The sequence below is a fragment of the Roseburia intestinalis L1-82 genome (genome assembly GCF_900537995.1).
In the GTDB taxonomy this organism is placed as follows: Bacteria; Bacillota; Clostridia; order Lachnospirales; family Lachnospiraceae; genus Roseburia; species Roseburia intestinalis.
On record NZ_LR027880.1, the window covers coordinates 2,102,126 to 2,128,407 of the forward strand.

Genomic DNA, 26,282 nt, shown 5'->3' on the forward strand with positions numbered 1-26,282 from the left:
TAACCTCTATTTCTAAGATTCTGCTGTCTGTTTCTTATTTAAAATGACAAGAACTTCTTCGATATGCTCAAAATCGACTGCCGGTGTAATGGTACCCGACTTTGTAAGATTATTAGAATCCATGGTAAGTGTACTGATATAACCGATCAGAATTCCCTGCTGATAGCGGTTTGATACATAAGAAGTAACGACGGGATCACCGATGGCAACTTTATTGTCCTTATCATTGAGATTTGAAAATTCAATGACCATATTTTCATTCATATTCTGTAAACTGCCATTTACGATCAGGTTATCCGATGTGGTTGTAACCATACCACTGACTTTTATGGTATCATTTATGATAGCAGAAACTTTTGCATAGTTTGGTCCTACGTCTGTGACAATTCCTACAAGACCACTTCCCGCGATCACGTTCATGTCCACTTCGATTCCATCGTTAGATCCCTTGTCAATCGTAAAATTCGTAAACCAGTTGCCGCCGTCTTTCCCGATAACATTTGCTGCAACTTTATCGTAACTTGGATATTTCTGATCCAGTTTTAAAAGTTCTCTTAAATTGTCAAGCTCGTACTGCTCTAATTTAATGGTATTTAATTCCGTGGTCAGATCATCCACCTGACGTTTCAGGTCTTCATTTTCTGCCATAACATCATTTAATTTTTTTAGATTGTCTGCTTTTTCACCAATCCAGCTGCCAACAGAATTAATGCCGCGCTGCATTGGGATAAATACATATCCGGCGACAGTATTTAATGGTCCGCCGGATATGCCGAGTGTAAAACTGAGTAATATTGCCACAATACATACACCGCTTAAGATAAGCAATATATATTTTGTGGGAAGAACAAATTTTGGTTTTCGTTTCATACTTTCCCCTAAATCAAGATCTTACTTTTCATGCTGAAGGCAAGATGTTTGTATTTGCTGTCGGAAACAATTTTTACAAGACCACGCACAACGCACTCTTCCGGTTCTTCACAGGTATTGATATCAATTCCTGTGATATCTGCAAACAATTTATCCAGATCATGAATCTGGGAACTTCCGCCTGTGATATAGATTCCGGAATGGATAATATCTTTTGCAAGTTCCGGTGGTGTTTTCTCTAAGATCATTTTGATGGAATTGCAGATACTTTCGAGATTATCTTTGATTGCTTCATAGACAACTCCGCCTGACATTTCCATTTCGATCGGAAGTCCGCTTACAACATCTCTGCCGACAACGATCATCGTATCTTCATTGCCCGGGATACCGGAACCCAAACGTTCTTTCATACTCTGTGCCGTTTTCTGCCCGATCACCAGATTATAATTTCGTTTTACATAAGTAATGATGGATTCATCAATCTTATTGCCGCCAAAATGGAGAAGATCACTAAGTACAAGTCCTCCAAGTGAAATAACAGAAATCTCGGTCGTATCTGCACCGATATCTACAACCATGATACCGGTCGGTTCATTGACGTCTAATCCCAATCCCACAGCATCTGCGATTGGTTTTTCACATAAAAGAACACTCTTTGGCTTCATCTTGCTCTTATAGAACATGTCAAAAAACGCTTTTTTCTCTACTTCTGTGATACTTGTCGGTACTGCCACAATAAATTCTGCCCCCTTTAAGCTTCCCTTGACATGTGTTTCTAAGAAAAGCTGTATCATGGACTGAAGATTGTTGAAATCTGCGATGACACCTGTTGTAACAGGGAATGTCACATGGATAGACTCCGGGGCCTTTTCATACATTGCGTATGCCGAGTTACCATAAGCATAGATCTCATCTTTATTTTTTAATGCGATCGTGTTTTTCTCATTTAAGATTTTGTTGGAAGACTTGCAGTAAATTTTCATATTGCATGTTCCAAGATCAATACCGTATACGTTGTTTGTCATTGTTCTCTCCCTTTGGAACGCGGTTTAAACCACGATCCTGTTATTTTCTCTGTAACTAAAGTAAGAATGATCTCCGATAATAACATGGTCGGAAAGCGGAATGCCCATCAACTGTCCGCAGTTTAAAATCCGTTTTGTAACGACATCATCTGCATGGGATGGTTCCGGTATACCGCTCGGATGATTATGGACTAAGATAAGATGTGCTGCATGACAGTTGATTGCTGTTTCAAAAACCTCACGCGGCGAAACAATCGTCTCGTTTGCACTGCCGACAGAAAGCAGTTTATCACCTTTCATGTGGCATTTGTTGTCGAACATACAGACGATCAGATGTTCTTTGTTCTCGTGGCGCAGATGCTCCATATAGTAATCTGCGATGGTTCTCGGATTAGTCATGCATACGTTTGGTGCTGATTTTGTCTGTGCAATCCGCTTTGATAATTCCGCAATACATTTTAACTGGATTGCCTTTATGGGACCAATTCCACGTATTTTCTGCATCTTTTCAAACGGAATGTCATAGAGGTTTAATAAATTGCGATGACCGTCATTTAACAGATTCTGCGCAACTTCCACAGACTTCAGACCGCTTGTCCCTGAACGGATAATCACTGCTAACAGCTCTGCATCACTTAAGTATTCCGGGCCATATGTAAGAAACTTTTCATATGGTTTTTCCGAATCCGGCAATTCTTTTACCGTAGTAATTTTGTTCATAAATGCTTCCTCTCTGCTCTCCCGGGAAGCATACATAAATCACATTATATTCTATCATAACAAGTCAAGGTCGACAAGTTTTCGTTCCTTAAGTTTTTGTAAAGATTTCAGAATGCCCAGTTTTGCGTGATACCAGGTCAGTCCGCCCTGGAAATAAACGGCATATGGAGGCTTGATCGGACCGTCTGCACTCAGCTCAATGGATGATCCCTGTACAAAAGCACCTGCCGCCATGATGACATCGCTGTCATAGCCCGGCATTGCCCACGGTTCCGGCGTTACATAGCTGTCGACCGGTGCCGCCGCCTGAATTCCCTCACAGAATGCAATCAGTGCATCCGGATTGTGGAATGCGACCGCCTGAATGATATCGTGACGGCTCTCACTTCCGTTCGGAACAACCTCAAATCCAAGTTTTTCGTAAATATTTGCCGCGAAGATCGCACCCTTTAATGCGCCGCTCACCACGGTCGGTGCAAGGAAAAATCCCTGATAAAAAGACTGGATGACACCTAAGGATGCACCGACTTCTTTTCCGAGTCCCGGAGAGGTCAGACGGTAAGCAGCATTTTCGACACATTCTTTTTTCCCGACGATATATCCGCCAATCGGCGCAAGTCCGCCGCCCGGGTTTTTAATCAGAGAACCAACGATCATGTCCGCTCCGACTTCAAGCGGTTCCTGCTCTTCAACAAATTCACCGTAACAGTTATCTACCATACAGATGACATCCGGTTTGATGCCTTTGATGTAGGAGATCAGCTCTCCAATACGTGCCACGGACAGGGTTGGTCTGGTTGCATACCCTTTGGAGCGCTGGATCGTCACGAGTTTTGTCCGCTCATTGATCGCCTCTTTGATATGTTCAAAATCAAAACTTCCGTCCGGCAGAAGATCCACCTGACGGTAAGACACGCCGTATTCTGCCAGAGATCCCTTTGACGGACGGATGCCGATCACTTCCTCTAAGGTGTCATATGGTTTTCCGACCGGGGATAAAAGTTCATCTCCCGGACGAAGGTTTGACATTAAAGCAAGTGCTAAAGCGTGTGTGCCGCAGGTAATCTGCGGACGTACTAAAGCATCTTCTCCTTTAAAGCAGGATGCATATACTTTTTCTAATGTGTCACGTCCGAGGTCGTTGTAGCCGTATCCTGATGACATATTAAAGCACTCTGCACTCACACGGTTGTCCTGCATCGCTTTGATGACTTTTAACTGGTTGTATTCTGCCGTAGCATCGATCGCTGCAAAACGTTCTTTTAAGGAATCTTCGATTTTTTCTCCAAATTCATATACTTCTCTTGAAATACCAAGGGCTTCGTATTGTTCTTCCATCCACTTATTCATGACTGATTATTTCCTTTTCTTCTAAAATTGATATCATATCTGTTAAAATCGCTGCATCATCATAGCCAAATGCCTGCTTGTCGAGCCAGATCACATCCCGCTCTCTCTTAAACCATGTCAACTGGCGTTTTGCAAAGTGGCGCGTCTCACGCTTGATGATATAGACAGCTTCCTCTAAGGTACACCCGCCGTCTAAATATGCAAGGATCTCCTTGTAGCCGAGCCCCTGCATGGAAACCATCTCCCGGCTGCAGCCCTTGGATTTTAATTTTTTTACTTCCTCCACAAGTCCGGCTTCTATCATTGCATCCACGCGTCTGTCAATGCGTTCGTACAATTTTGCACGCTCATCCGTGAGTACAAAATAGGCAAAATTGTATGGAGACTGTTTTTGTCGTTCCGTTTCGTTGTGCTCAGATATTTTTTTGCCGGACAACTGATAAAATTCTAACGCCCTTATCACACGTTTGATATTATTGGCATGGATCGCTTCGGCGGAAGCCGGATCCACTTCGCGCAGTATTCCGTGCAGATATTCTGCGCCATGTTCTCTGGCAAGATCCTCTAACTGCCTGCGGTAAGTCTCATCACACTGCTGCTCTGTAAAATCAATATCATACAAAAGTGCCTGAATGTAAAATCCGGTGCCCCCGGCTATGATCGGGATTTTTCCATCCGCATAGATTTCTTTTAAATATTCTTTTGCCATCGTGACAAAACGCACAACGTGAAATTCTTCGTCCGGCTCTAGCTCATCGATCATATAATGCGTAACACCCTGCATCTCCTCCGGTGTGATCTTGGCAGAACCGATATCCATATGGCGGTAGACCTGCATAGAATCCGCAGAGATCACCGCTCCATTTATTTTTTTTGCCAGTTCCACCGAGAGGGCACTTTTCCCCACCGCGGTCGGACCGGTCAGAATAATCATTGGTTTTTGCTGCATATCAGACAATCCTTTTAAATTTCTTTTCTATTTCATATTTGGTCATGGAAATGATCGTCGGGCGTCCGTGCGGGCAGTTGTACGGATTTTCAAGTTCCAGCAGTTCATCGATCAGCCGTTCTGCCTCCGGCCTGCTGATGTGCTGGTTTCCCTTGATAGCTGCCTTACAGGACATCGACGCAACTTTTTCCATAATGGCATTTGGTGAATCATTTTCATTTATATTTGCAAAATCATCTAACATTTCAAGAAACATTGTTTTTGTGTCAATCCCGGTAAAATCAGCCGGAATAGCAGTCACTGCATATTCCTTTCCGCCGAACGGTTCGATTTCATAGCCGAACGCATCGATCTGCTCCCTGTATTTTTCAAGCATCTCGATCTCTTCAATGCTGAGTGTCAGGATGATCGGCGGACTGAGCGTCTGTGATGAAAATGTTTTTTCACGCACTTTTTTCATCGTTTTCTTGTATGATAATTAGGAAGTTAATTATCACATATTTCCTTTCTTTTAATATCGTGGTTCAATACAATTCAGATACTATGGACTTTTGATTTGTTTTCTGTAGCTTGACTACTCAACTGGAGTGTATTGCCACTACATTTATCTGAATTGTTTATTAGCTGGATGTTGCCGGAGTGTTTTTCACTCAGAGTACTTATTTCTATCAAGTCTACGATGATAATCGTTGGTGGACATCATGGTATCAGACTTTAGGAAAGGGAGGTACAACCTCATGAAAATTTACGTAGGCATTGATATTGCCAAACTTAATCATTTCGCCGCTGCGATTTCTTCCGACGGTGAAATAATCATTGAGCCGTTCAAATTCACAAATGACGCTGATGGCTTCCAACTGCTGGTCTCTAAACTCGAATCATTCGATAAGAACAGCCTCATCATCGGTCTTGAGTCAACGGCACACTACGGTGACAACCTTGTTCGATACCTTGTTACTGAGCTTTACCAAGTGTGTGTGTTGAACCCCATCAAAACCTGTCAAATGCGAAAAAATAACGTTCGCAAAACTAAGACAGATAAGGTCGACACTTACGTGATTGCTAAAACTCTTATGATGCAGGACAACCTCAGATTCGTCAGCTTCTTCGATCTCGATATGATGGATCTTAAGGCATTGGGACGTTTCCGTCAGAAAACCATAAAGCAACGTACCCGATTGAAAATTCAACTGACAACCTATGTTGATCAGGTCTTTCCGGAGATTCAATACTTTTTCAAATCCGGTCTGCATCAACACGCTGTCTATGCTTTATTAAAAGAAACACCTTCTCCAAAAGAGATTGCTTCCATGCATATGACTCATCTGGCAAATCTGCTCAAAGTGAACTCACACGGACACTTTACCAAAGAACAGGCCAAAGAATTAAGAGTTCTCGCACAGAAGTCTGTCGGTGCTAACGACAGCGCTATATCTATTCAGATAACTCAAACCATTCAACAAATCGAGTTACTGGATAGCCAATTAGAAAAGATTGAAGCTGAGATGACGGATATCATGAAATTCAACGATTCTGTCATCATGACCATTCCTGGTATCGGTTATATCAATGGTGGAATGATTCTTGGTGAAATAGGTGATATTCACCGTTTCTCCAATCCTAACAAGCTGCTTGCTTTTGCCGGTTTGGATCCTTCTGTTTATCAGTCTGGTAACTTTCAGGCTAAGACAACAAGGATGTCCAAACGTGGCTCTCGTGTTTTACGATATGCCCTTGTAAATGCAGCTTGGAACGTTGTCAGAAACAACGCAACCTTCAAGGCTTATTATGATGCCAAGAGGGCTGAAGGCCGGTCTCACTACAATGCACTTGGGCACTGTGCCGGCAAGCTTGTCAGAGTCATCTGGAAGATGCTCACTGGCGAAGTAGAATTCAACCTCGAATAAGAGGTCTGTATACCAATATCGATAGATTTTGAAAAAGCACCCTAAGGGAGCTCTATTAAAGTTACCCTTTTTTACCACCGATATGAAAAAGAAATTTTTTGCTAATTTATGGTTGACTTTTCATAGCTGGTCTCATAAAGTACTTTTTCATGCGCTGCATGCTGGTCGATGATGAACAGCTTGTCCTCATACTCTACCATCCAGTAAGTATCGAACAGCTGTCCGATGATCTTGTGTTTCTTCTTGGCATCTTTTGTCAGAAAACCTTCGGAGACTGCCGCAAGTTCCTGTTGCTCGTAAGTGACTTTTGACTCCGGTAAAGCTGCCGCTGTCTCTTCTGGCAGGCTTGCCGTTGTTTTATCCGCCTGTATTGGCTGCGGTACGGGTTTGGAAACGGTGTATGTATTGCTTTCCGATACCCGGTCCGCGGACTGTTCTGTGACAGCCGTTTCTTTCTTTGGAAGAAGCGAGTTAAAGACAGAAAGGTTTTCCGGCGGTGCTGATTCCTTCTGCGGTGCTGCGCTCTGCATCGGAATTGTTGTCTGCACGTCTTCATTTTCTTTTGACGCAGCGAAACCGGACTGTCCGCCTGTTCCCTGCTGTATGTCCTGCGGCTGAAACCTTCCTCCACTCCGCACCATTTCAACACCCCGGCGCTCAAACGGTTCCGGGAGCGGTGCCTTGATGTTTTCACGTTTCCGTATCTTTTCTTCCTGCACCGGTACTTCAGGGATAAAATCTTTGTGCGTCAGCGCGCCCCGGATAATTTCAAACAATGTCTTATAGATCGCCTCATTGTTTGAAAAACGGAGTTCCATCTTCGTCGGATGCACGTTGACATCTAAAAGATCGGTATCCATGGAAAAGTACAGAACGCAGAACGGATACTGGTGCTGCATCAGAAAGCCTTTGTACGCTTCCTCAATCGACTTTGAGAGCAGCGCGCTCTTGATATAACGTCCGTTGATAAAGTAATTCTCAAAATTACGGTTTCCGCGGGAAATTAACGGTTTTCCGATAAAACCCTTGACATGAAAATACTCATTTTTATGGTCGATCTCTAAAAGCCCGGAGGTGATATCCCTGCCGTAGATATGATAGATCATATCTTTTTCCCTGGAATTGCCGGAGGTATGCATTTTCGTCTGACCGTTGTTGATGAATTTAAAGGAAACCCCCGGATGCGACAGGGCAAGACGCTCCATCAGGTCATTGATATAATTGCCCTCCGTCTGTGCTGTCTTTAAAAATTTGCGCCTCGCCGGTGTATTGTAAAAAAGATTGCGGACGATAAAAGTGGTTCCCTCCGGCGCACCAATCTCCTCATTTTCCTTTTCTTTCGAACCCTCAATAACATAGCGGGTACCGGTCAGTTCCCCGTATGTTTTTGTGATCAGCTCGACCTGTGAAACTGCAGCGATACTTGAGAGCGCCTCACCGCGGAATCCCAAAGAGGTAATGCTCATCAGATCTTCCACGCTTTTGATCTTGCTGGTCGAATGGCGCAAAAAAGCAAGCGGAACCTGCGCCCGCTCGATGCCGCAGCCATTGTCCGTGATACGGATAAATGAAATACCGCCCTCTTTGATCTCAACTGTGACGGCAGTTGCCTTTGCATCGATGGCATTTTCCACCAGTTCTTTTACCACGGAAGAGGGGCGTTCCACAACTTCCCCGGCTGCAATCTTGTCAATTGTCTCCTGACTGAGCAGTGTAATTTCAGGCATACAGATTCACCTCTTTGTTTCAATCGTTTCTGCTGCATTTCCTGCAGCATTATTCTGTTATGGTCTTGGCATCTTAGGAACGCCGGACACCGGTTTCCCGCAAGGTCTTGTCTCGGAGCAGTATCCGAAGTAATCACATTTTGGCATAAACAGATTATCTGCGATCCAGCGCCATTCTTCCGAATATTCCGAAAGTGCTTTTCGGATGTCACCAAATAACTGGCGGTATTCCCAGTATGCGCGGTTACACATTCTCTGATGGCTCATCTCCGTTAAACTGCGCAGATTTCTTTTATCCACGATCGACGCCGTCATGCCAAGCGGCAGTCCGTTTGCAACATCTTCCTTTGGAATCCCGTAGTCTTCCTGCAAAGCGCGGCATTCTTCATTGATATGCGCCATTAATGCCTGATATTTTTCCAATGCTTCTTTGTTGTTCTGGATCGACGGCGGGATGATGTAATCAAATCCGCGTCCGGCATAATTGATATAGCGTGTACTTGACTGTAAACGTGTCGGTGAGCCGCCAATATGTGTATACCACTCGCGCTCTACTCTCGCGGAATAGCCGGCAATGATCATCTCTACATTTACATATTCCATGACTCTTCCATGTCCGGAAATGATACAGTCCATGCCCCGTTTATAATTTTTCTCCGGATCTTCTACATTTCCTCCCCAGCAGACACCGGCGCGCTGTCCCATCAGCGTGATCGGGTTTTTAGTTGTCTCCGGCAAAATTGTAATTGTGCCCATAAATTTTATTCTCCATTTCTACCAGCGGTTTTTTATTTTATTCTGTAATTCATAAAGTTTGTTTAATGCCTCGATTGGTGTCAGATTTCCGACATCAATCGTTTTTAACTCTTCTAAAATATCATCGTCCTTTACGGTATCAAATAAAGACATCTGTGTCAAATCAACTTCATCCAAACGTTCTTTTTTCTTTTTCGTTCCTGCCGTTGCAGGCGTGATGTTTTTCGTGACAGACGTGATATCATTTGCGCTCAGCTCTTCCACGATTTCTTTGGCGCGTTCAATCACGGAATCCGGAACACCGGCAAGTTTTGCAACCTGGATACCGTAGCTCTTATCCGCACCGCCCTGCACGATCTTGCGCAGAAATACAATGTCGTCGCCTTTTTCTTTGACCGCGATACAGTAATTGTGGACGTTGTTTAACTTTCCTTCCAGCTCAGTCAGCTCGTGATAATGTGTCGCAAACAGTGTCTTTGCACCGAGCAGACGCGGGTTGCTGATATGTTCAACTACCGCCCATGCGATACTTAAACCGTCAAAGGTACTTGTTCCGCGTCCGATCTCATCGAGTACTAAAAGCGAATTGGATGTGGCATTGCGCAGGATATTTGCGACCTCGTTCATCTCCACCATAAAGGTACTCTGACCGCTTGCAAGATCATCCGATGCCCCGACACGGGTAAAAATACGATCCACGATGCCGATCTTTGCCGATGTCGCTGGAACAAAACTTCCGATCTGTGCCATCAGAACGATCAATGCAGCCTGTCTCATGTAAGTGGATTTGCCTGCCATGTTCGGTCCGGTTATGATTGCAATACGGTTATTTCCGTTATCTAAATATGTATCGTTATCGATGAACATATCGTTTGTGATCATTTTTTCGACAACCGGATGTCTGCCGCCCTTGATATCGATCACTCCACTGTTGGTCATCTTTGGTCTGCAGTAATTATTCTGGTCTGCAACGACTGCAAGTGATACAAAAACGTCTAAGTTTGCGATTGCTTTCGCTGTCCGCTGGATACGGACAACTTCTTCTGCAATTTTATTCCGTACTTCACAGAACAGATCATACTCTAAGCTGACGAGCTTGTCCTCCGCGCCTAAGATCATATCTTCTAATTCTTTTAATTCCGGTGTGATGTAACGCTCCGCATTGGCAAGTGTCTGTTTTCTGGTAAAATAATCCGGCACCAGATCCTTGTAGGAATTGGTCACTTCCAGATAATAGCCGAACACTTTGTTGTATTTGATCTTTAAATTTTTAATTCCGGTCTTTTCGCGCTCTTTTGCCTCTAACTCTGCAAGCCAGGTCTTACCCTCTGTTTTGGCATTGCGGTATTTATCGACATCCTCATTATAACCTTCCTTGATCAGTCCGCCCTCGCGCACAGAGATCGGCGGTTCTTCCATGATCGAACGATCTACCAGGGAGCAGAGTTCTTCCATGGCATCAATGTCGTTCTGGATATTTTTTAGCAGTGCACCGTCAAACTCATCGAGCAGGGATTTGATCGGAGGCAGCATGCTGATAGAATTCTTAAATGCGATCAGATCACGCGGATTGGCTGTCCGGTAAGTCACACGGGTGATCAGACGCTCAAGGTCATAAATCGGATTTAAATACTCGCGCAATTCCTCCCTTGTGATCACATGATCGTTTAACTCACCAATGGCTTCCTGGCGCAGTTCAATCTCGGTTTTATCGATCAATGGCTGTTCCACATAAGCACGAAGTGTCCTTGCTCCCATCGCTGTTTTGGTTTTATCTAACACCCATAGCAGTGAACCGCGTTTTTGCTTTTCACGCAGTGTCTCCACCAGCTCTAAATTACGTCTGGTCGAACTGTCTATGATCATATATTTCCCGGTTGAGTATGGATGAATCGCAGAAAGATTGCCAAGATCATTTTTCTGTGTTTCATACAGATAGCGGAGCAATGCCCCCGCAGCGATCGTGCCGCACGCATAATCAGATAATCCAAGCCCCTCAAGACTCTGCACCTTAAAATGTTCTTTTAACGTATTTTCTGCCGTCTCGTCACTGAAATACCATGCCTCTAAAGAGTACACTGCAATACCAAGGCGATTTTTCATATCAGAGAGATCGACACCGCTCATATAAAAGCTCTCATTGCAGATGATCTCGGATGGTGCAAATTTGTTGATCTCGTCAATCAGTTTCCGCTCCGTATCGACCTCTGTAACAAAATAGTCTCCGGTCGAGATGTCCGCTAATGAAATACCGTATTTATCTGCAAGATATACGATACACATAATGTAATTATTTTTGGATTCGTCGAGAGCCTGCATGTCTGTGTTTGTTCCCGGTGTGACGATGCGGATCACCTCACGCTTTACAAGACCTTTTGCAAGTTTTGGATCCTCCACCTGCTCACAGATCGCAACTTTATGACCGTTTGCAACCAGTTTATTTAAGTATCCTTCCACTGCATGATAAGGAACACCGCACATCGGCGCGCGTTCCTCTGCACCACAGCTTTTGCCGGTCAGCGTCAGTTCAAGTTCTTTTGAGACAACGATCGCATCATCAAAAAACATCTCATAAAAATCACCGAGTCTGTAAAACAAAATGCAATCTTTATATTCCTCTTTTGTTTTTAAATATTGCTGCATCATAGGTGTATATTCTGCCACGTCTTTAACCTCTGTTCTTTTTCTATTCATCATAATAGCGTCCGTCAAATGGATCATCTATTTTTTTCATAATTGTAATCTATCATTTACTCTCTATGGCATATCTACCGATTGCCTCGGCAACCTTTAAGCCGTCCATTGCCGCAGACATGATACCACCTGCATATCCGGCGCCTTCCCCGCATGGGTAAATGCCGCGGATATTCGACTGGAATGATTCATCACGCACGATACGCACCGGGGAAGATGTACGGCTTTCGACACCGGAAAGGATCGCATCCTCACGGTCAAATTCCGGAATCGCACGGGAAAAATGATGCATTCCTTCTATGAATGATTCCTCTAATTCTTCCGGCAGAAGTCCTCTCAAATTACAAAGTACGGAATCACCCTTTGTTGTACTCTCAAATGCACCGTAGGAAACGGAAGGACGATTTTTACAGTAATCACCAAACAACTGCTGTGGGATCTTTCCATTTCCAAGTTTCCATGCCCGCTCCTCCAGACGTTCCTGAAAACGGACGCCGGACAGTACATCTTCTTTCCCATCGGCATCTTCTAAAACGCCATGACGGATCGCATCCGCCTTAAAATCTTCCGGTGTGACGGAGACGATGATCGCACTGTTTGCGTTGCTGCCGCCACGGTCCGAGTAACTCATACCGTTGACTGCAAGACGGTGTTCTTCGGAGGAAGCGTTTACGACATAACCGCCCGGACACATGCAAAAGGAGTATACCCCTCTGCCGGAGGGAAGATTTGCCGTCACTTTATAAGGTGCCGCAGGAAGTTTGTCTGCATATAAATCTCCGTACTGTGTCAGATTGACCTCGCTCTGCGGATGCTCCACACGGAATCCGACCGCAAAGGATTTTGCCTGCATATTTAAGCCCTTTTCCTGTAACAGCGAAAACGTATCCCTTGCACTGTGACCGATGGCAAGGATCAGGCAGTCGGTATCGATTTGTCTGTCGTGATTTAATTCGATAGATTTTAAGTTCCCGTTTTTGCCGGTGGAAAATCCGGTAACACAGGTCTCAAATAAAAACTCTACGCCATTTTCTGTCATAAATTCCCGCATCCGTTTTATCACATCTGCAAGAATGTCTGTGCCGATATGTGGTTTGTTTTCATATAAAATATGTTCCGGTGCCCCAAATTTTACGAATGTTTCAAGAACAAAACGGTTCCTTCCAATGGGATCTTTGACCAATGTATTTAATTTTCCATCGGAAAAGGTTCCTGCACCGCCCTCTCCGAACTGGACGTTCGAGGCGGTGTCTAAGACACCGGTCTCCCAGAACTTCTGCACATCCGCAGTCCGTTCTTCGACCTTTTTACCACGCTCTGTCACGATCGGATGAAAACCCTCTGACATTAATGCATAGGCACAGAACAGTCCGGCAGGGCCTGCCCCCGCGATCACAGGTGTGCGTGAAGGATTTATGACTTCCGGAAGGACGTATTTTTTCACTTTGATTGACATAACATTATTATTGTTAACCTTTTTTAAAATTTTCTGGTCGTCTGCCGTCTCTACATCTACGGAGTACACATAAAACAGATCCGGCTTCTTCCTTGCGTCAATGGATTTTTTGACGATCTGGTATTGAAAAGGCGTGTCCGCCTTTAATTTCAACGCTTTTTTGATCTTTTGCTCTAACTGCACCGTATCATGTGTTACTGGCAGCTTGATCTGATTAATTCGAATCATAATTTCCTCGTTTCTTCCTGTGCGCTTTTTTTCCCGGATGTGCATATTCTCCTGCGTGGCTTCCTGCCACATATCCGCTGGACCAAGCCCATTGCAGATTATATCCACCGCAGATACCATCAATATCAACGACTTCTCCTGCGAAAAACAGTCCCGGAATTAATTTTGACATCATGCTGGCTGCATCGATCTCGCGTGTGTCCACACCGCCCGCACAGACCTGTGCCTGCGCGATATCTTTGCTTCCTGTGATGTCGACACGCAGGTCTTTCAGCAGTTTTGTCAGACGTGTCAGTTGTTTTTCCGGTACTTTTTTTGACGGAATATGAAGATCAATCCCGGCTTCTTTTAAGAGTACCTCTGCAAGCTTTTTATTGCAGAGACCGATCATCGCCTGAGAGGCATCTTTTCCGTGAGCATTCATGCAAAAACGCAGTTTCAGCAGATCATTCACTTCCCCAAAAGACCGGTCCGGCATAAAATCGATCTGTGCATATACCTGTTTTTTTTGTTTTAAAGCTCTGGTTGCATATCGGCTGATCTGAAAAACCGGAATTCCCGATATTCCATAATCCGTCAGCTGTAATTCACCACGTTCTCTGGTCGTTTCTGCTCCGTTTATGTACAGTCTTATCGAAACTTCTGCACGGATTCCTGCAAGCATTTTAAAGAATGACTGCCTGCACTGCAACGGCACCAGCGCCGGTACAATATCTATGATATGGTGCCCAAAGTGTTCAATATATGGAAGCGCACTGCCGTCACTCCCACTCTTCGGCGAAGCGAAAAGACCGGTTGCAAAAATGATTGATTTTGCGCGAAAATCTCCTGTGCCTGTCCGGATCAGAAAGAAATCTCCCTGTCTTTTTATTGCTTTGATCTCACAGGAGACAATCTCCTTTACACCGGTATATGCGGCTTCCATGCGAAGGACATCCAGAACAGAAGCAGCCTGTTCACTCGCCGGGTAATAATAGCCGTTTTTTATTTTTGGTTCGATACCGATCTCACGAAAAAACGCCACTGTTTTTTTCTGATCGAACTGTCTGAATACCGGTACAGCAAAAGCAGGGTTTTCGCCTCTGTAACACGATAATCCCTGCACCTCGTTTGTATAATTACATTTTCCATTCCCCGTGGCAAGTATTTTTTTACCTACACGGTCCATATGTTCTAAGATGATTGTATCTGCACCTGCTAAAGCAGACGCAATAGAAGCCATCAGCCCGGATGCTCCGCCGCCAATGACTGCAACTTCTGTTTCTGTCATATTAAAAACCTTTTTCGATATTTATATAGTTTATTTGTCCGTAACAGGATAAACTATTGATTATTTTAACATACAAAAAACAAACATTCAATCCGTGAAACCCATAGTTATTGCTGGTAATTCATCAATATCAGAAAGGCTGCAGCAATCTAACTGGAATAGCTCTCCAAAAAGGCGTACAATTCCTGATCGTCCGAAAACCGGATCCCATTTTCCAATTTCTTTACCATATCTTCATTCAGATCACGGATGCGGATATTTGTTTCAAAGAATTCTGTGATACCATCACTCTGGTATACGACCAGAATCCCATCCTTTTGTTTTATGATATACGCATAAGGTTCATAAACTGCAAGACTCTCTGTTGTCTTAAGTTCTTTTTCTGTATCCGTTTCTGCCGGCATTTCTTCGGTTGCCGCAGCAAGATCCTGTTCTTTTTCCCCCGTATCCTGTTGTGTAAACAGTAAATAAACAACCATGACCAATAAAAGAAAGATCATTCCGGTAAAAAGGCAAATACTCGTCGTTTTTTTCATCCCATCACTCCATATTCCGGTTTTACGATAAGTATTTGCCAAATTTTACTTTTTATTCACTTGTCAGAAATATTTTTTCATGGTCATAGAATGTCTAAACACATGCCGTCAGCTATTTTAATAAGTGCATTTTTTTTGCGACATCTGCCAGCATGCGGCCTTTCGGGAAACGCAAGATTTCCTGCTCATTTAATCCTTTTAACAGCAACAGTAACACTGCATATACCGCCGCTCCAATCACGATCGACAAAAGCGTTGCTACAGCATTAACACGCAGCACGTACAGAATGCCATGATAGACGAGCCATACAACAACACCCATACCGGCAGCGGCGATTGCAGGGACAAAAAATGTTTTTCGAATTTCCTGATGATATCCACTGTAACGGCGGATTGATCCTGCATTTAAAATACACATGATAAGACCGAATGCTGCATTTGCGATAACGACTGCAAAAATGTTTAAGTCAAACAAGAACATAAGTGCTGCCAGCAGTCCTAAATGCAGTACCAGTGCAATGATCGCATTTTTGATCGGTTCTTTCATGCGGCCGATTCCCTGTAAAAGACCGTTTGAAAGCGTTGACAGTGAAAAAAACAAAATCGTAACAGCTCCTACCTGTAACATATGTGCAGCAGTCTCCGATGAATCACGGAACAAAAGCTGTAAGATCGGTGATGCAAGTATGCCCATGCCAACTGCACATGGAAAAGCAATCACCATGATAAAACGTGTTGCAATCCCGATCTGTCGTTTTGCTTCACCTTTTTTCCCGGCTGCATAGGCAGCAGTCAGTGCAGGAACAGAGGATGCCGCCATCGCTGATGCAATGGAGATCGGAACATTGATCAGAACCGTATATTTTCCAGTATAAATACCATTCCAGGAACCATACTGGTTCGCGGTATATCCCTGATATGCAGCAATGTGTTTATATACAGCCTGATCTATGACGGTATTGCAGTTGTAGATCGTACTGCTCAGTAAAACCGGGATGATCGTTATGATAAGCAGATGAAATATCGAGCCATAGGAATCAACGTTTCTTTTCCGCTCTCTGTGCAGACTGCGTTTGAACGCACACAGATATACAACCAGTACAAAGGTACAGAATAATAATGCAACCAGTGCTCCGATCGCAGTACCAAGCGTTCCTCCTGCTGCTCCGTATGCTGCGGAATAATTATCAGCATCACCAAGCAGTGCTCCAGCCTTTGCACCATAATCAGCCAATACATACGCTGCCCATACACTGACGATTGCATTTGCAATCTGCTCTAAGATCTGGGAAGTTGCACTCGGCATCATTGTTCCAAGTCCCTGAAAAAATCCTCTCATAACACCAAGTACTGCAACAATCAGAAGTACAGGGATCAGTACACGCACAGCGAAGACGCTCATCGGTGTTTTCATCAGCGTGCCTGTGATAAACTCAGCACCAAACAAAAGGATCAGTGCGGCGACCGTACCGGTACATACACCGAAGATCAATGCACATTTTAAAATGCGGTATACATTGTGTCTTCTGCCCTGTGAATAATTTGCAGATACAAGTTTTGATACTGCGAGCGGCAGACTGTAGGATGAAATGATCAATAATATATTATAAATCTGGAAAGCAGTTCCATAGTAGTCATTTCCGGTATCCCCGATAATATTTGTCAGCGGGATACGGTAGATCAGACCGATAATACGGCTGACGATGGATGCGATAGCAAGAATAGAACCCTGCACAAGAAAACTTGTACTGCTTTTTTTATTTTGTTTGCCCATATGACTTAATCCTCGTTATCTTAAAATGTTCATCTCGTTTAAGATCTCAGTTTGTTTTCCCTCCATAATGGCAGCTTCCTCCGGTGTCATATGGTCATATCCAAATAAATGAAGCATACTGTGAAGGATTAAAAATGCATATTCACGTTTTTCACTGTGCCCATAACTTTTTGCCTGTTCCTTTACTTTGTCAACAGAGATAATGATATCACCGAGCATTATTTCGCCTGTGTCCGGGTTGAAATTGTCATCGTAATCATCTTCTAATTTCGAAAAATCTCCTGCGCTCTCATAAGAAAGCATCGGAAATGACAAAACGTCCGTCGGCGCATCAATGTCACGGTATTCTTTATTGATGGCGTGGATTCCATCATTGTCCGTGAGTGTCAGATTGATCTCAGCTTCAAACGGAAATCCCTCATGCTCGATTGCATAGTCTGTCACTTCTTTTGCGAGTGCCTCCTCATCAAATGAAAAATCAGTATCTGTTTCTTTTTCTATAAAAAGACTCATAAATTTCCTCATTTCTGTGCCTTACAGGCAGTTTTTATATCTTTTGTATTTTATACGTTTTTTAAAAGAAGAAGGTTTCTTCATTTACAAGATATTCCCTGATCTTTAAAAACATATTCATGCCGAGCCCGGACTGATCATAAATTCCGCTTGCAGAATATTCGTTTAGTGTCTGGTAGATGACCATATCCTGATTCCATTCGCTTGCCATTGTATAACTGTCAAAAACTTCTATCTTTTTGACCAGGCCATTTACCATATGTACGATCGCGGACTCGATGGATGAAGGCGGTGCTGTTTCGCCATCATATTCACTGATGATACGGATGACATCTTCCGGGAAACAGTGTTCCTGTGCAATGCGGATTCCGCTCTCTGTGAGCGGTTCACCTTCCATGATCCCGATCCGGTAATAAAATCCTGCCGCCGCGCAGGTCTTTTCATCTGCCCCGGCAACTCTCGCACAGCTTGCTGCAAGTCTTGAAACTCTGCGTGCATGCTGATATTCCTGTTTCGAAAAATTTGACAGTTCACGGACAAGAGGATAAGTATCATCTATAATATCCGTCAGGATATCATTTACTTCCTGTTCCCTCAAATGTGAGAAATGCGGATAGCCAAACTGCAGCCACAAAACACTGATGGCACCCTCTCCAATTCCCCATAATAAAAGCACAAAATGTACCTCCTGATAGGTCAGATAATAAAAGGTGACTGGAAGTAAAACGGAGAGGCAGAACAACAGCACTTCATACCAGATAAGTTTTTTTTCCTGTTTTGTGGCTTCCTCCGCCGTCCCGGCAAGGATCACACCAAAGATTGTCAACAGACAGTACAATATCAGTTCCTGTGAATGCAGTCCCATAACCAGACATATCATGGAATCCCAGAAAATACCGGTGATAAGCGCAAGACGTTCGGAAACAAAGGCTGCAATAATGAGCGGTACAAATACCAGCGGTTTTACAAATTCAGGAAAGTATGATGCAAACACAACCACCACCGCTGCTGCCGTATAACTATATAATACTTTTTTGAAATCTGTTTCACGGTTATGGCTGATCAGTCCTTCCGCACGATCGTGTTCTATAAAGAAAAGAAACAATACAAACCATATCATGGCAACACAGACAATCCCTAAAATCTGATCCAGTAAAATCTGTTGTTTTGCACACAGTAAAAGTATGGCTGCAATGGTAACGATAAACATGCAGACCTGATTCCATCCTCTTTTGATTACAAAGCGGTCATTCATCGCTGGCGAGTCTCCTGTCTTCTTTTTGATGCGCTCTTACTGCGGTTTTCATAATCTTCATAAGCCTTCACGATCTTCTGTACAACCGGATGACGGACCACATCTTTGCTGGTCAGTTCACAGATGCCGATCTCATCCACTTTTTTTAATACTTTTAAGGCAACATCAAGACCGGATGCTGTGCCAGGTGTTAAATCCTTCTGGGTTGCATCACCGGTGATCACCGCCTTAGATCCAAAACCGATACGGGTAAGGAACATTTTCATCTGCGCCGGTGTGGTGTTCTGCGCCTCATCTAATATGATAAATGCGTTGTCAAGTGTACGTCCGCGCATGTATGCAAGCGGTGCAACCTCGATCAGCCCCTTTTCCATATTTTTCTGGAAGCTTTCTGCTCCCATGATCTGATATAATGCATCATAAAGCGGTCTTAAATACGGGTCGACCTTACTCTGTAAATCCCCCGGCAAAAATCCTAATTTCTCGCCGGCTTCGATTGCCGGACGTGTCAGGATGATCCTTCCCACTTCTTCATTCTTAAACGCCGTGATCGCCATTGCCATTGCAAGATAAGTTTTACCGGTTCCTGCAGGACCCATGCCAAACACGATCATTTTCTGGCGTATCGCATCCACATATGCTTTCTGTCCAAGTGTCTTTGGTTTGACCGGCTTGCCGTTGATCGTATGGCAGATACAGTCCTTATCGATCTCCACGATTGCGGATTCTTTTTCCTCCTCCGAAAGTGCCAGTGCATAATTGACATTCTGCTCAGTAATGATATTGCCTCTTTTTGATAATTCGATCAGCTGTAAAAATACCTGTTCCGCTTTTTTTAAATTATGTTCCTCTCCAAGGAGCTTCATACTCTCACCGCGTAAAACCACAGTGACGTTTAAGGTGCGTTCAATTTTTTTGATATACGCATCAAACTGACCAAATACATTGGCCACATGATCAGTCGGTATATTTAATGATAGTTCAGTCAGACTCATCCGTCGGTTGCCTCTCTTCGCTCGATTGTTCGATGATTTTTGTCGGCTGATAGGAAACAATGGATTTTAAAGTGCCAATCGTTCCTTTCACCACATATTTTTTCTTCGTTCTCTCTATAATAACATTTTTTTCTGTAATTTGAATACCTTTTTCTTCCAAATCGTCAAGATATTTCTTAAGATTCTCAGAAGCCAGTCGTTTTGCCTCCTTTTCTGTGTACGTCTTTTGTTCATTTTTATAGCCCAGATAGGTCTGTCTGACCAGATAAACCGGAAGATAAAAATTATCTGTAAAGTGAAATTGTGACACATCCGACACAACTTCATATGGTTCTTCCACCGGTGAAAAAAAAGGATTTTCGATCAGATAATCCAGAATTCTGACCTGATAAGTTATTTTTTCTGCGCCAGTCGATACTTTTTTTACATATTCCATCGGTATCTCATCATGGTAGGAATATGTAACTTTTGCAATGACATCCGCATCTGCGGTGCGGTAAAGATATTGTGCCGTCTCTCCGTCATCATTTAGAATCTCAACATACCCATTGACTAACACATCTCCCTTTTTCACCGGGGTTCCTACAGTCACTACCGGTGTACCACTTCTTGTGATCATTTCTGTGATCAAGCCATCATCGGCAGCAACGATATCGTGCGCTGTCTCCTCTTTCTTTTCCTCATAATTTTCTTCCGGGAGCAGATTTTCCTGGATATCAACCGTCATTTTGGTGCCGTAGATTTTGATGGAAGTCCAGATCACTTCGGGATAACGGCTTCTTAACGTTTCCTCTAAAGCCGCACAGTCAATATTTTTTTTCTTTGTGCCAAAAGAGGCATGTTCTTTCGAAAGAAAGCAGAGTACGACTTCCTCAGACAGATAGGAATTGCCGTTGACTTCAATATTCCAGATAAAACCGGAAAGGTAATAGATCAGCCCTGCAAATAACAGCATGCCCATTGCAAACATTTTCCGTTTGCGGTAATGGTACAATTCAAACGGCATGCCATATCTTTTTTGGATGCGGATATGTGTTCTTGTTTTTTTTAAGATCGGACGTAACTGCTTAAAACCTGCTACACTGATGCAGAATTCGTATCCATCCTTCGTAGATTTCAAATTCCAGATCAGAATATCATGGCTTCCGCATAAATTCAGGAAACGTTCCGGCGCATAACCGCTTAAACGGACATACACGTATCCTTTAAAATACTTAATTACCGAGAGCAGCATCTGTTAATTTTCGTACTGGATCGTGTCTAAAAACCCGGTAATTTTCATTTCCTCATTCGTGTAATAGTCGATTGCAAGATGTGAGCCGGAAATCAGGATCCTGCAGTTTTTTGTCTGTATTTTGATAAAGGAATCCTCATATTCCAGGATTCCTTTATAATTAGAAATCAGAACCTCATGCCTTCCGGTTGCAGTCACGATCGCTGCGCCGAGCATCAGATCCTTCGGCAGTTCTAAGCTGTTTATTATTTTTTCTTTCTGATTTTTCTTCATATATGATTGTATGAAGGAAAAAAAGATCTTATTCTTTATTCGTAAATATATTCTCTTACGACCGGCAGCATTTCTTTCGGCACGGCAGCAATTTCATAAGCATGCAGTACTTTTTCGGCAGCCGCATCCATTTTTTCACGATCATTTGCATAAATGACTGCCAGTGTGTCACCGGTATCTACAGCATCTCCATTTTTCTTCTTTAAATAAATGCCAACAGAAAGATCGATCACACTGTCCTTCGTTTCACGTCCACCGCCAAGTGTCATACAGGCAATGCCAATATTTTCCGCCAGAATGCGATGCACGAATCCGCCGCACGCTGCTTTTACTTCGACCGAATATTTTGTTTTTGGGAACTTTGAAGTGTCATATACATAAGATGCATCCCCACCCTGCGCTCTCACAAACTCAGCCATTTTATCAAGCGCAGCTCCACTGTCTATGGAATCCTGCATGAGTTTTACCGCCTCTTCGCATGAATCTGCACGTCCTGCAAAGAGTAACATCTGGGCCCCCAGTGCAAAGACTACCTCTTTAAAATCCGAAGGGCCTTCTCCTTTTAAGGTGTCGACCGCCTCGATCACTTCGATGGCATTTCCAACGGCATTTCCAAGCGGCTGGTCCATATCCGTGATGACTGCCGCCGTCTTTTTGCCTGCCATCGTTCCAATCGACACCATCTCTTTTGCAAGTGCGACAGAGTCCTCATATTTTTTCATGAATGCGCCGTTTCCGGTCTTGACGTCGAGCACGATTGCATCACTGCCGGAAGCTAATTTTTTGCTCATAATCGAGCTGGCAATCAGTGACATCTGATCGACGGTAGCCGTGACATCACGCAGTGCGTACAGCTTTTTATCCGCCGGGGCAAGATTGGTTGTCTGCCCTGCCAGTGCAATACCGATCTCACGGACATTTTTAAAAAAGATTTCCTCCGGAAGCGCAGTCGTAAATCCCGGAAAGCTCTCAAGTTTGTCAATGGTTCCTCCGGTATGGCCAAGTCCTCTTCCAGACATCTTTGCAACCGGAACTCCAAGAGAAGCAATGATCGGTGTCAGCGCTAACGATGTCTTATCTCCCACACCGCCGGTACTGTGTTTATCTACTTTCACACCCGGAATGGAAGAGAGATCGAGCACATCCCCGCTGTCACGCATGGCAAGTGTCAGGTCGACCGTTTCCCGTTTACTCATTCCCTGAAAACAGATCGCCATCGTCATGGCAGACATCTGATAATCCGGAATCGAACCGTCCGTAAAACCATCGATCATAAAACGGATCTCATCTGTGGTCAGTTCCATGCCAAGTTTTTTCTTTTCAATCAGGTCATACATTCTCATGTGCATAATCCTCCCTTGTATCGATATCAACAAAAAATTCCGGCATTAAAACCGGATAAGAGAAAACATCATCCGGGTGGGAACGGATCACTATTTTACCGCCGCACTCCCCGGTCAGTGCAAGCAGTTTCCCGCGATAAGTTTCCGAAAAAAGATTGGGGCTGCGCAGACTGCCGTCACACGCTAAAGCCCCGATCCCTTTTTTGCTGCGAAAAAATGCATCCAGAAAGTCATGGAGTAATTCTGCTTTTACATACGGCTGGTCTGCCTGAAAAAACATATCATAGGAGACAGAATCACCCGTTGCTGTCACGGGATAAGTGACAGCTGTCTCTATGCCTTTTCGAATGCTTGAGGCAATTCCGTCGTTTTGCGTACCTTGATTGCGCACGACGATACAGTCGATTGCAGACAATTCTTTACACAACTGCTCAATTTCATCGTATGCAGTCACAACAATGATCTTACACGGATAACTGCACATATTCTGCAGGCGCACTAATTCTGTCAGACCATGCAGGAACAACGGTTTTCCATGAAATTCCGTAAGCAGTTTATTGCTGCCGAACCGCCTTGCGTATCCGGCAGCAAGATAGATCAGATTTATCTGTATCGTATCAGATCACCTTCATTCCCTTCAGGATTTTCTCAGGTGTGATCGGCAGCTCATTGATCCAGACGCCGGTTGCGTTATAAACTGCATCTGCGATCGCCGGGGCCGGTGTATTGATGACGATCTCACCGATGGATTTTGCACCAAAAGGACCAGTCGGTTCATAGCTGCTGTCAAATTCCACACGGATACGGTCTGTATCCAGACGGCTTGGTACTTTATACTGCATAAAGGAATTGGAAAGATTTTTCCCGCGTTCATCGTACCAGATATCCTCGTACAGTGTCATGCCGATTCCCTGCAAAAGTCCTCCTTCTGTCTGTACCCTTGCAAGATTGGTGTTTACGACAGTTCCACAGTCAACACAGGCGGTATAGTCTAATAACTCAATCGCGCCTGTTTCAGGGTCAACTTCGACTTCGGCGCAGGCTGCCATAAATGGTGGCGGTGATACCGGGGAGCTGTGTGAATAAGTAACCTCCATTGATATCTCATTATTGCACATGGACGCGGTTGCAATGTCAAAAAGGCTCATTTTAGAACCGTCTGATTCATCGATGACATTTTCTCCATCAAAAGTAAGTGCAGAAGCATCTTTATTCATACGGGCTGCTGCAAGTGCAATAATGTGTTCTCTCAACTGTTCACATGCCTTTACTGCTGCCATTCCGGTCAGATAAGTTGTACTGGATGCATAAGAACCGGAATCATATGGGGAAATATCTGTATCAACACCGTACACGGAAATATTATCGATCGGTGTCTCTAACACATCCGCCGCAAACTGGGCAATGATCGTATCGCACCCTGTTCCCATATCGGTACAGCCGACCGTGATATGATAAGTTCCCTCATCACTTAATTTTACCGTGACAGAACCGACGTCACAGTTGGAAATGGAAGATCCCTGCATTGCCATGGCAACGCCGCGTGCACGGATCTTTCCATCCGGCATGACAGTGCGCATGCCTTTTTCTTTCCATCCGATCATATCAGAAGCCTTTAGCAGACATTCCTCTAAGCGGCAGCTATTCGCGGTCTCGCCATAATAAGCTGGCATCACATCGCCCTCATGGATCATATTCTTCTGGCGAAGCACGATCGGATCCATGGAAAGTCTGTCTGCCAATTTATTGACTGTGGACTCCACCGCAAAAATACCCTGTGTGGCACCGTAACCGCGGTAAGCGCCTGCGGACATCCGGTTTGTATAGACTACCTCATACTGAAAACGGAATGCCTCCGTGTGGTACATCGGGATGGATTTGTGGCCGCTTAATCCCACCGTAGTCGGACCATGTTCACCAAACGCCCCTGTATTTGAAAGTGTGTGCAGGTCGATGGCACGGATCGTTCCATCCGACATTGCGCCAAGACGTACACGGACTTCCATCTCGTGGCGCGGTGAGGATGCGATCATGGATTCCTCCCTGGTGTAGATCATTTTTGCAGGTTTTCCGGTCTTCCATGTTACGATCGCCGGATATACTTCCGTCACAACCGTCTGTTTTGCACCGAAACCTCCACCGATACGCGGTTTGATGACACGCACTTTTGCCTTGGAAATATCGAGTGCATTTGCAACGATTCTCCGCACATGGAACGGGATCTGCGTGGAACTGAGCACGATCAGACGGCCATAGGTATCCAGATAGGTACAGGTACGGAAAGTTTCCATCATGCTCTGCTGCATGGCTTTGACATGGTAAGTTTCGTCTAATACGATATCACAGTCCGCAATCACGGCATCCACATCACCCTCTCCGTCCACACCGGACGCACAGAGGTTCCTTTTGTTGTCCGCACCCACCGGGCAGAGTGACTTCCAGTCATCCTCCGGATGTACTAAAACCGGATTATCCATTGCTGTATGGAAATCTAATACAGCATCTAAAACCTCATAAGTCACTTTGATCCGTTTTAATGCCATATCGACTGCTTTTTCGGTCTCTCCGGCAACGATCGCAACCGGATCGCCGACAAAGCGGACACGATCTTCTAATATATAACGGTCATACGGACTCGGCTCCGGATAAGTCTGTCCTGCCATGGTAAAGCGGCGTTTTGGAACATCTTTGTAGGTCAGTACACAGACAATACCGTCTACTTTTTCTGCAAGGTCTGTGCGGATCTCCTTGATCAGTGCATGCGCATGCGGACTTCTCAGAACTTTTACGACCAGACAGTCCTTTGGCGCCACATCATCCATATAAACCGGTTTTCCGGTCACAAGCGCCATCGCATCTTTTTTCATTACGGGAGCGTTGACAAATTTTCCCGGTTTTCTTAAGTTCGTACTGCTGTTCATGCTTTTCCCTCCATTTTAAACTTCAGGTATTCTTTGACTGCACGAAGCTGGCTCTCATATCCGCTGCATCTGCAGAGATTTCCGGCAAGATATTCCTTCATATCCTCCTCCGTCGGGTTTTCCAACTCATCCTCCATCGCAAGTACATTCATGATAAATCCCGGATTGCAGAAGCCGCACTGCTCGCCGCCCTGTTTTGCGAGATAAGTGCCAAATTCTTTTGCACGATCTTCCACTCCCTCTAAGGTTGTGATATGTGTACCGTCTGCCCTTGCCGCTAACACGGAACAGGAAAGCACCGGTTTGTGGTCGATCCACACGGTACAGAGACCGCAGTTTGAGGTCTCACATCCTCTTTTTACACTGTAACAGCCCTCTGACCGGACAAATTCTAACAGCGGCAGATCTGCTGCTATCTCGCGTGTGATTTCATGCTCATTCAGCCATACATGTATTTTCATCTTATTGTTCGTTCTCCATTTCTGA

23 protein-coding genes are annotated in these 26,282 nt (G+C 44.3%); 1 reads left to right on the forward strand and 22 read right to left on the reverse strand.

The window, feature by feature from the left end:
- Positions 1-12: 12 nt before the first annotated feature.
- The 6 genes from mreC to RIL182_RS09850 are packed head-to-tail and all read right to left on the reverse strand — an operon-like array spanning position 13 to position 5,374.
- Positions 13-870, reverse strand: a complete 858-nt coding sequence (mreC, locus tag RIL182_RS09825) for a rod shape-determining protein MreC (RefSeq protein ID WP_006858324.1) — start codon at positions 868-870, stop codon at positions 13-15.
- A gap of 8 nt (positions 871-878) precedes the next feature.
- A complete protein-coding gene (locus RIL182_RS09830; RefSeq protein ID WP_006858323.1) occupies positions 879-1,895 on the reverse strand; it encodes a rod shape-determining protein in 1,017 nt (338 codons plus the stop codon).
- Positions 1,896-1,919: 24 nt separating this feature from the next.
- Entirely contained in the window at positions 1,920-2,615 is a 696-nt protein-coding gene (radC, locus tag RIL182_RS09835) for a RadC family protein (RefSeq protein ID WP_022112983.1), read from the reverse strand.
- Positions 2,616-2,669: 54 nt separating this feature from the next.
- The gene (locus tag RIL182_RS09840; protein WP_006858322.1) at positions 2,670-3,965 is read right to left on the reverse strand and encodes a methionine gamma-lyase family protein; all 1,296 of its coding nucleotides are present in this window, start codon (positions 3,963-3,965) and stop codon (positions 2,670-2,672) included.
- The gene (gene miaA / locus RIL182_RS09845) at positions 3,958-4,914 is read right to left on the reverse strand and encodes a tRNA (adenosine(37)-N6)-dimethylallyltransferase MiaA (RefSeq protein WP_006858321.1); all 957 of its coding nucleotides are present in this window, start codon (positions 4,912-4,914) and stop codon (positions 3,958-3,960) included. The genes RIL182_RS09840 and miaA overlap by 8 nt, the downstream gene beginning before the upstream one ends.
- A 1-nt stretch (position 4,915) precedes the next feature.
- Complete coding sequence (locus RIL182_RS09850; RefSeq protein ID WP_243128751.1) at positions 4,916-5,374, reverse strand: DNA mismatch repair MutL family protein; 459 nt, start codon at positions 5,372-5,374, stop codon at positions 4,916-4,918.
- Between the two features lie 277 nt (positions 5,375-5,651).
- Here RIL182_RS09850 and RIL182_RS09855 point away from each other — a divergent pair, with 277 nt between their 5' ends.
- Positions 5,652-6,821 carry an IS110 family RNA-guided transposase gene (locus tag RIL182_RS09855; RefSeq protein ID WP_134522982.1) on the forward strand — a complete coding sequence of 390 codons (1,170 nt, stop codon included), beginning with the start codon at positions 5,652-5,654 and terminating at the stop codon, positions 6,819-6,821.
- Positions 6,822-6,922: 101 nt separating this feature from the next.
- Here the strand turns inward: RIL182_RS09855 and mutL are convergent, their stop codons facing one another.
- The 16 genes from mutL to RIL182_RS09935 form a co-directional block, all read right to left on the reverse strand.
- Complete coding sequence (gene mutL, locus RIL182_RS09860; protein ID WP_330573324.1) at positions 6,923-8,548, reverse strand: DNA mismatch repair endonuclease MutL; 1,626 nt, start codon at positions 8,546-8,548, stop codon at positions 6,923-6,925.
- Positions 8,549-8,605: 57 nt separating this feature from the next.
- Complete coding sequence (locus tag RIL182_RS09865; protein ID WP_015520760.1) at positions 8,606-9,304, reverse strand: FAD-dependent thymidylate synthase; 699 nt, start codon at positions 9,302-9,304, stop codon at positions 8,606-8,608.
- 18 nt (positions 9,305-9,322) lie between these two features.
- Positions 9,323-12,001 (reverse strand): DNA mismatch repair protein MutS, encoded by a 2,679-nt coding sequence (gene mutS, locus RIL182_RS09870; RefSeq protein WP_022112989.1) that lies wholly within the window; start codon positions 11,999-12,001, stop codon positions 9,323-9,325.
- Between the two features lie 49 nt (positions 12,002-12,050).
- Complete coding sequence (locus tag RIL182_RS09875; RefSeq protein ID WP_006858318.1) at positions 12,051-13,682, reverse strand: NAD(P)/FAD-dependent oxidoreductase; 1,632 nt, start codon at positions 13,680-13,682, stop codon at positions 12,051-12,053.
- Complete coding sequence (locus RIL182_RS09880; RefSeq protein ID WP_006858317.1) at positions 13,669-14,952, reverse strand: BaiN/RdsA family NAD(P)/FAD-dependent oxidoreductase; 1,284 nt, start codon at positions 14,950-14,952, stop codon at positions 13,669-13,671. Before RIL182_RS09880 ends, RIL182_RS09875 begins: the two co-directional genes overlap by 14 nt.
- Positions 14,953-15,101: 149 nt before the next feature.
- Positions 15,102-15,488 (reverse strand): BofC C-terminal domain-containing protein, encoded by a 387-nt coding sequence (locus RIL182_RS09885; protein ID WP_006858316.1) that lies wholly within the window; start codon positions 15,486-15,488, stop codon positions 15,102-15,104.
- Positions 15,489-15,600: 112 nt separating this feature from the next.
- A complete protein-coding gene (locus tag RIL182_RS09890) occupies positions 15,601-17,262 on the reverse strand; it encodes a putative polysaccharide biosynthesis protein (RefSeq protein ID WP_006858315.1) in 1,662 nt (553 codons plus the stop codon).
- A gap of 15 nt (positions 17,263-17,277) precedes the next feature.
- On the reverse strand, positions 17,278-17,775 hold the full coding sequence (gene ybeY, locus RIL182_RS09895; protein ID WP_015560540.1) for an rRNA maturation RNase YbeY: 498 nt from the start codon (positions 17,773-17,775) through the stop codon (positions 17,278-17,280).
- Between the two features lie 61 nt (positions 17,776-17,836).
- On the reverse strand, positions 17,837-19,030 hold the full coding sequence (locus tag RIL182_RS09900; RefSeq protein ID WP_006858314.1) for an HD domain-containing protein: 1,194 nt from the start codon (positions 19,028-19,030) through the stop codon (positions 17,837-17,839).
- On the reverse strand, positions 19,027-20,025 hold the full coding sequence (locus RIL182_RS09905; RefSeq protein WP_006858313.1) for a PhoH family protein: 999 nt from the start codon (positions 20,023-20,025) through the stop codon (positions 19,027-19,029). The genes RIL182_RS09900 and RIL182_RS09905 overlap by 4 nt, the downstream gene beginning before the upstream one ends.
- The gene (gene yqfD / locus RIL182_RS09910; protein WP_006858312.1) at positions 20,012-21,259 is read right to left on the reverse strand and encodes a sporulation protein YqfD; all 1,248 of its coding nucleotides are present in this window, start codon (positions 21,257-21,259) and stop codon (positions 20,012-20,014) included. Before yqfD ends, RIL182_RS09905 begins: the two co-directional genes overlap by 14 nt.
- A gap of 3 nt (positions 21,260-21,262) precedes the next feature.
- Entirely contained in the window at positions 21,263-21,532 is a 270-nt protein-coding gene (locus tag RIL182_RS09915; RefSeq protein WP_006858311.1) for a YabP/YqfC family sporulation protein, read from the reverse strand.
- Between the two features lie 35 nt (positions 21,533-21,567).
- Complete coding sequence (locus RIL182_RS09920; protein ID WP_015560538.1) at positions 21,568-22,875, reverse strand: pyrimidine-nucleoside phosphorylase; 1,308 nt, start codon at positions 22,873-22,875, stop codon at positions 21,568-21,570.
- Positions 22,862-23,488, reverse strand: a complete 627-nt coding sequence (locus tag RIL182_RS09925; RefSeq protein ID WP_044999408.1) for a nucleotidyltransferase family protein — start codon at positions 23,486-23,488, stop codon at positions 22,862-22,864. Before RIL182_RS09925 ends, RIL182_RS09920 begins: the two co-directional genes overlap by 14 nt.
- 4 nt (positions 23,489-23,492) lie before the next feature.
- Positions 23,493-25,796 (reverse strand): xanthine dehydrogenase family protein molybdopterin-binding subunit, encoded by a 2,304-nt coding sequence (locus RIL182_RS09930; RefSeq protein WP_015560537.1) that lies wholly within the window; start codon positions 25,794-25,796, stop codon positions 23,493-23,495.
- Positions 25,793-26,257, reverse strand: coding sequence for a (2Fe-2S)-binding protein (locus tag RIL182_RS09935; protein WP_006858309.1), 465 nt, complete (start codon positions 26,255-26,257; stop codon positions 25,793-25,795). The genes RIL182_RS09930 and RIL182_RS09935 overlap by 4 nt, the downstream gene beginning before the upstream one ends.
- Positions 26,258-26,282 lie beyond the last annotated feature (25 nt).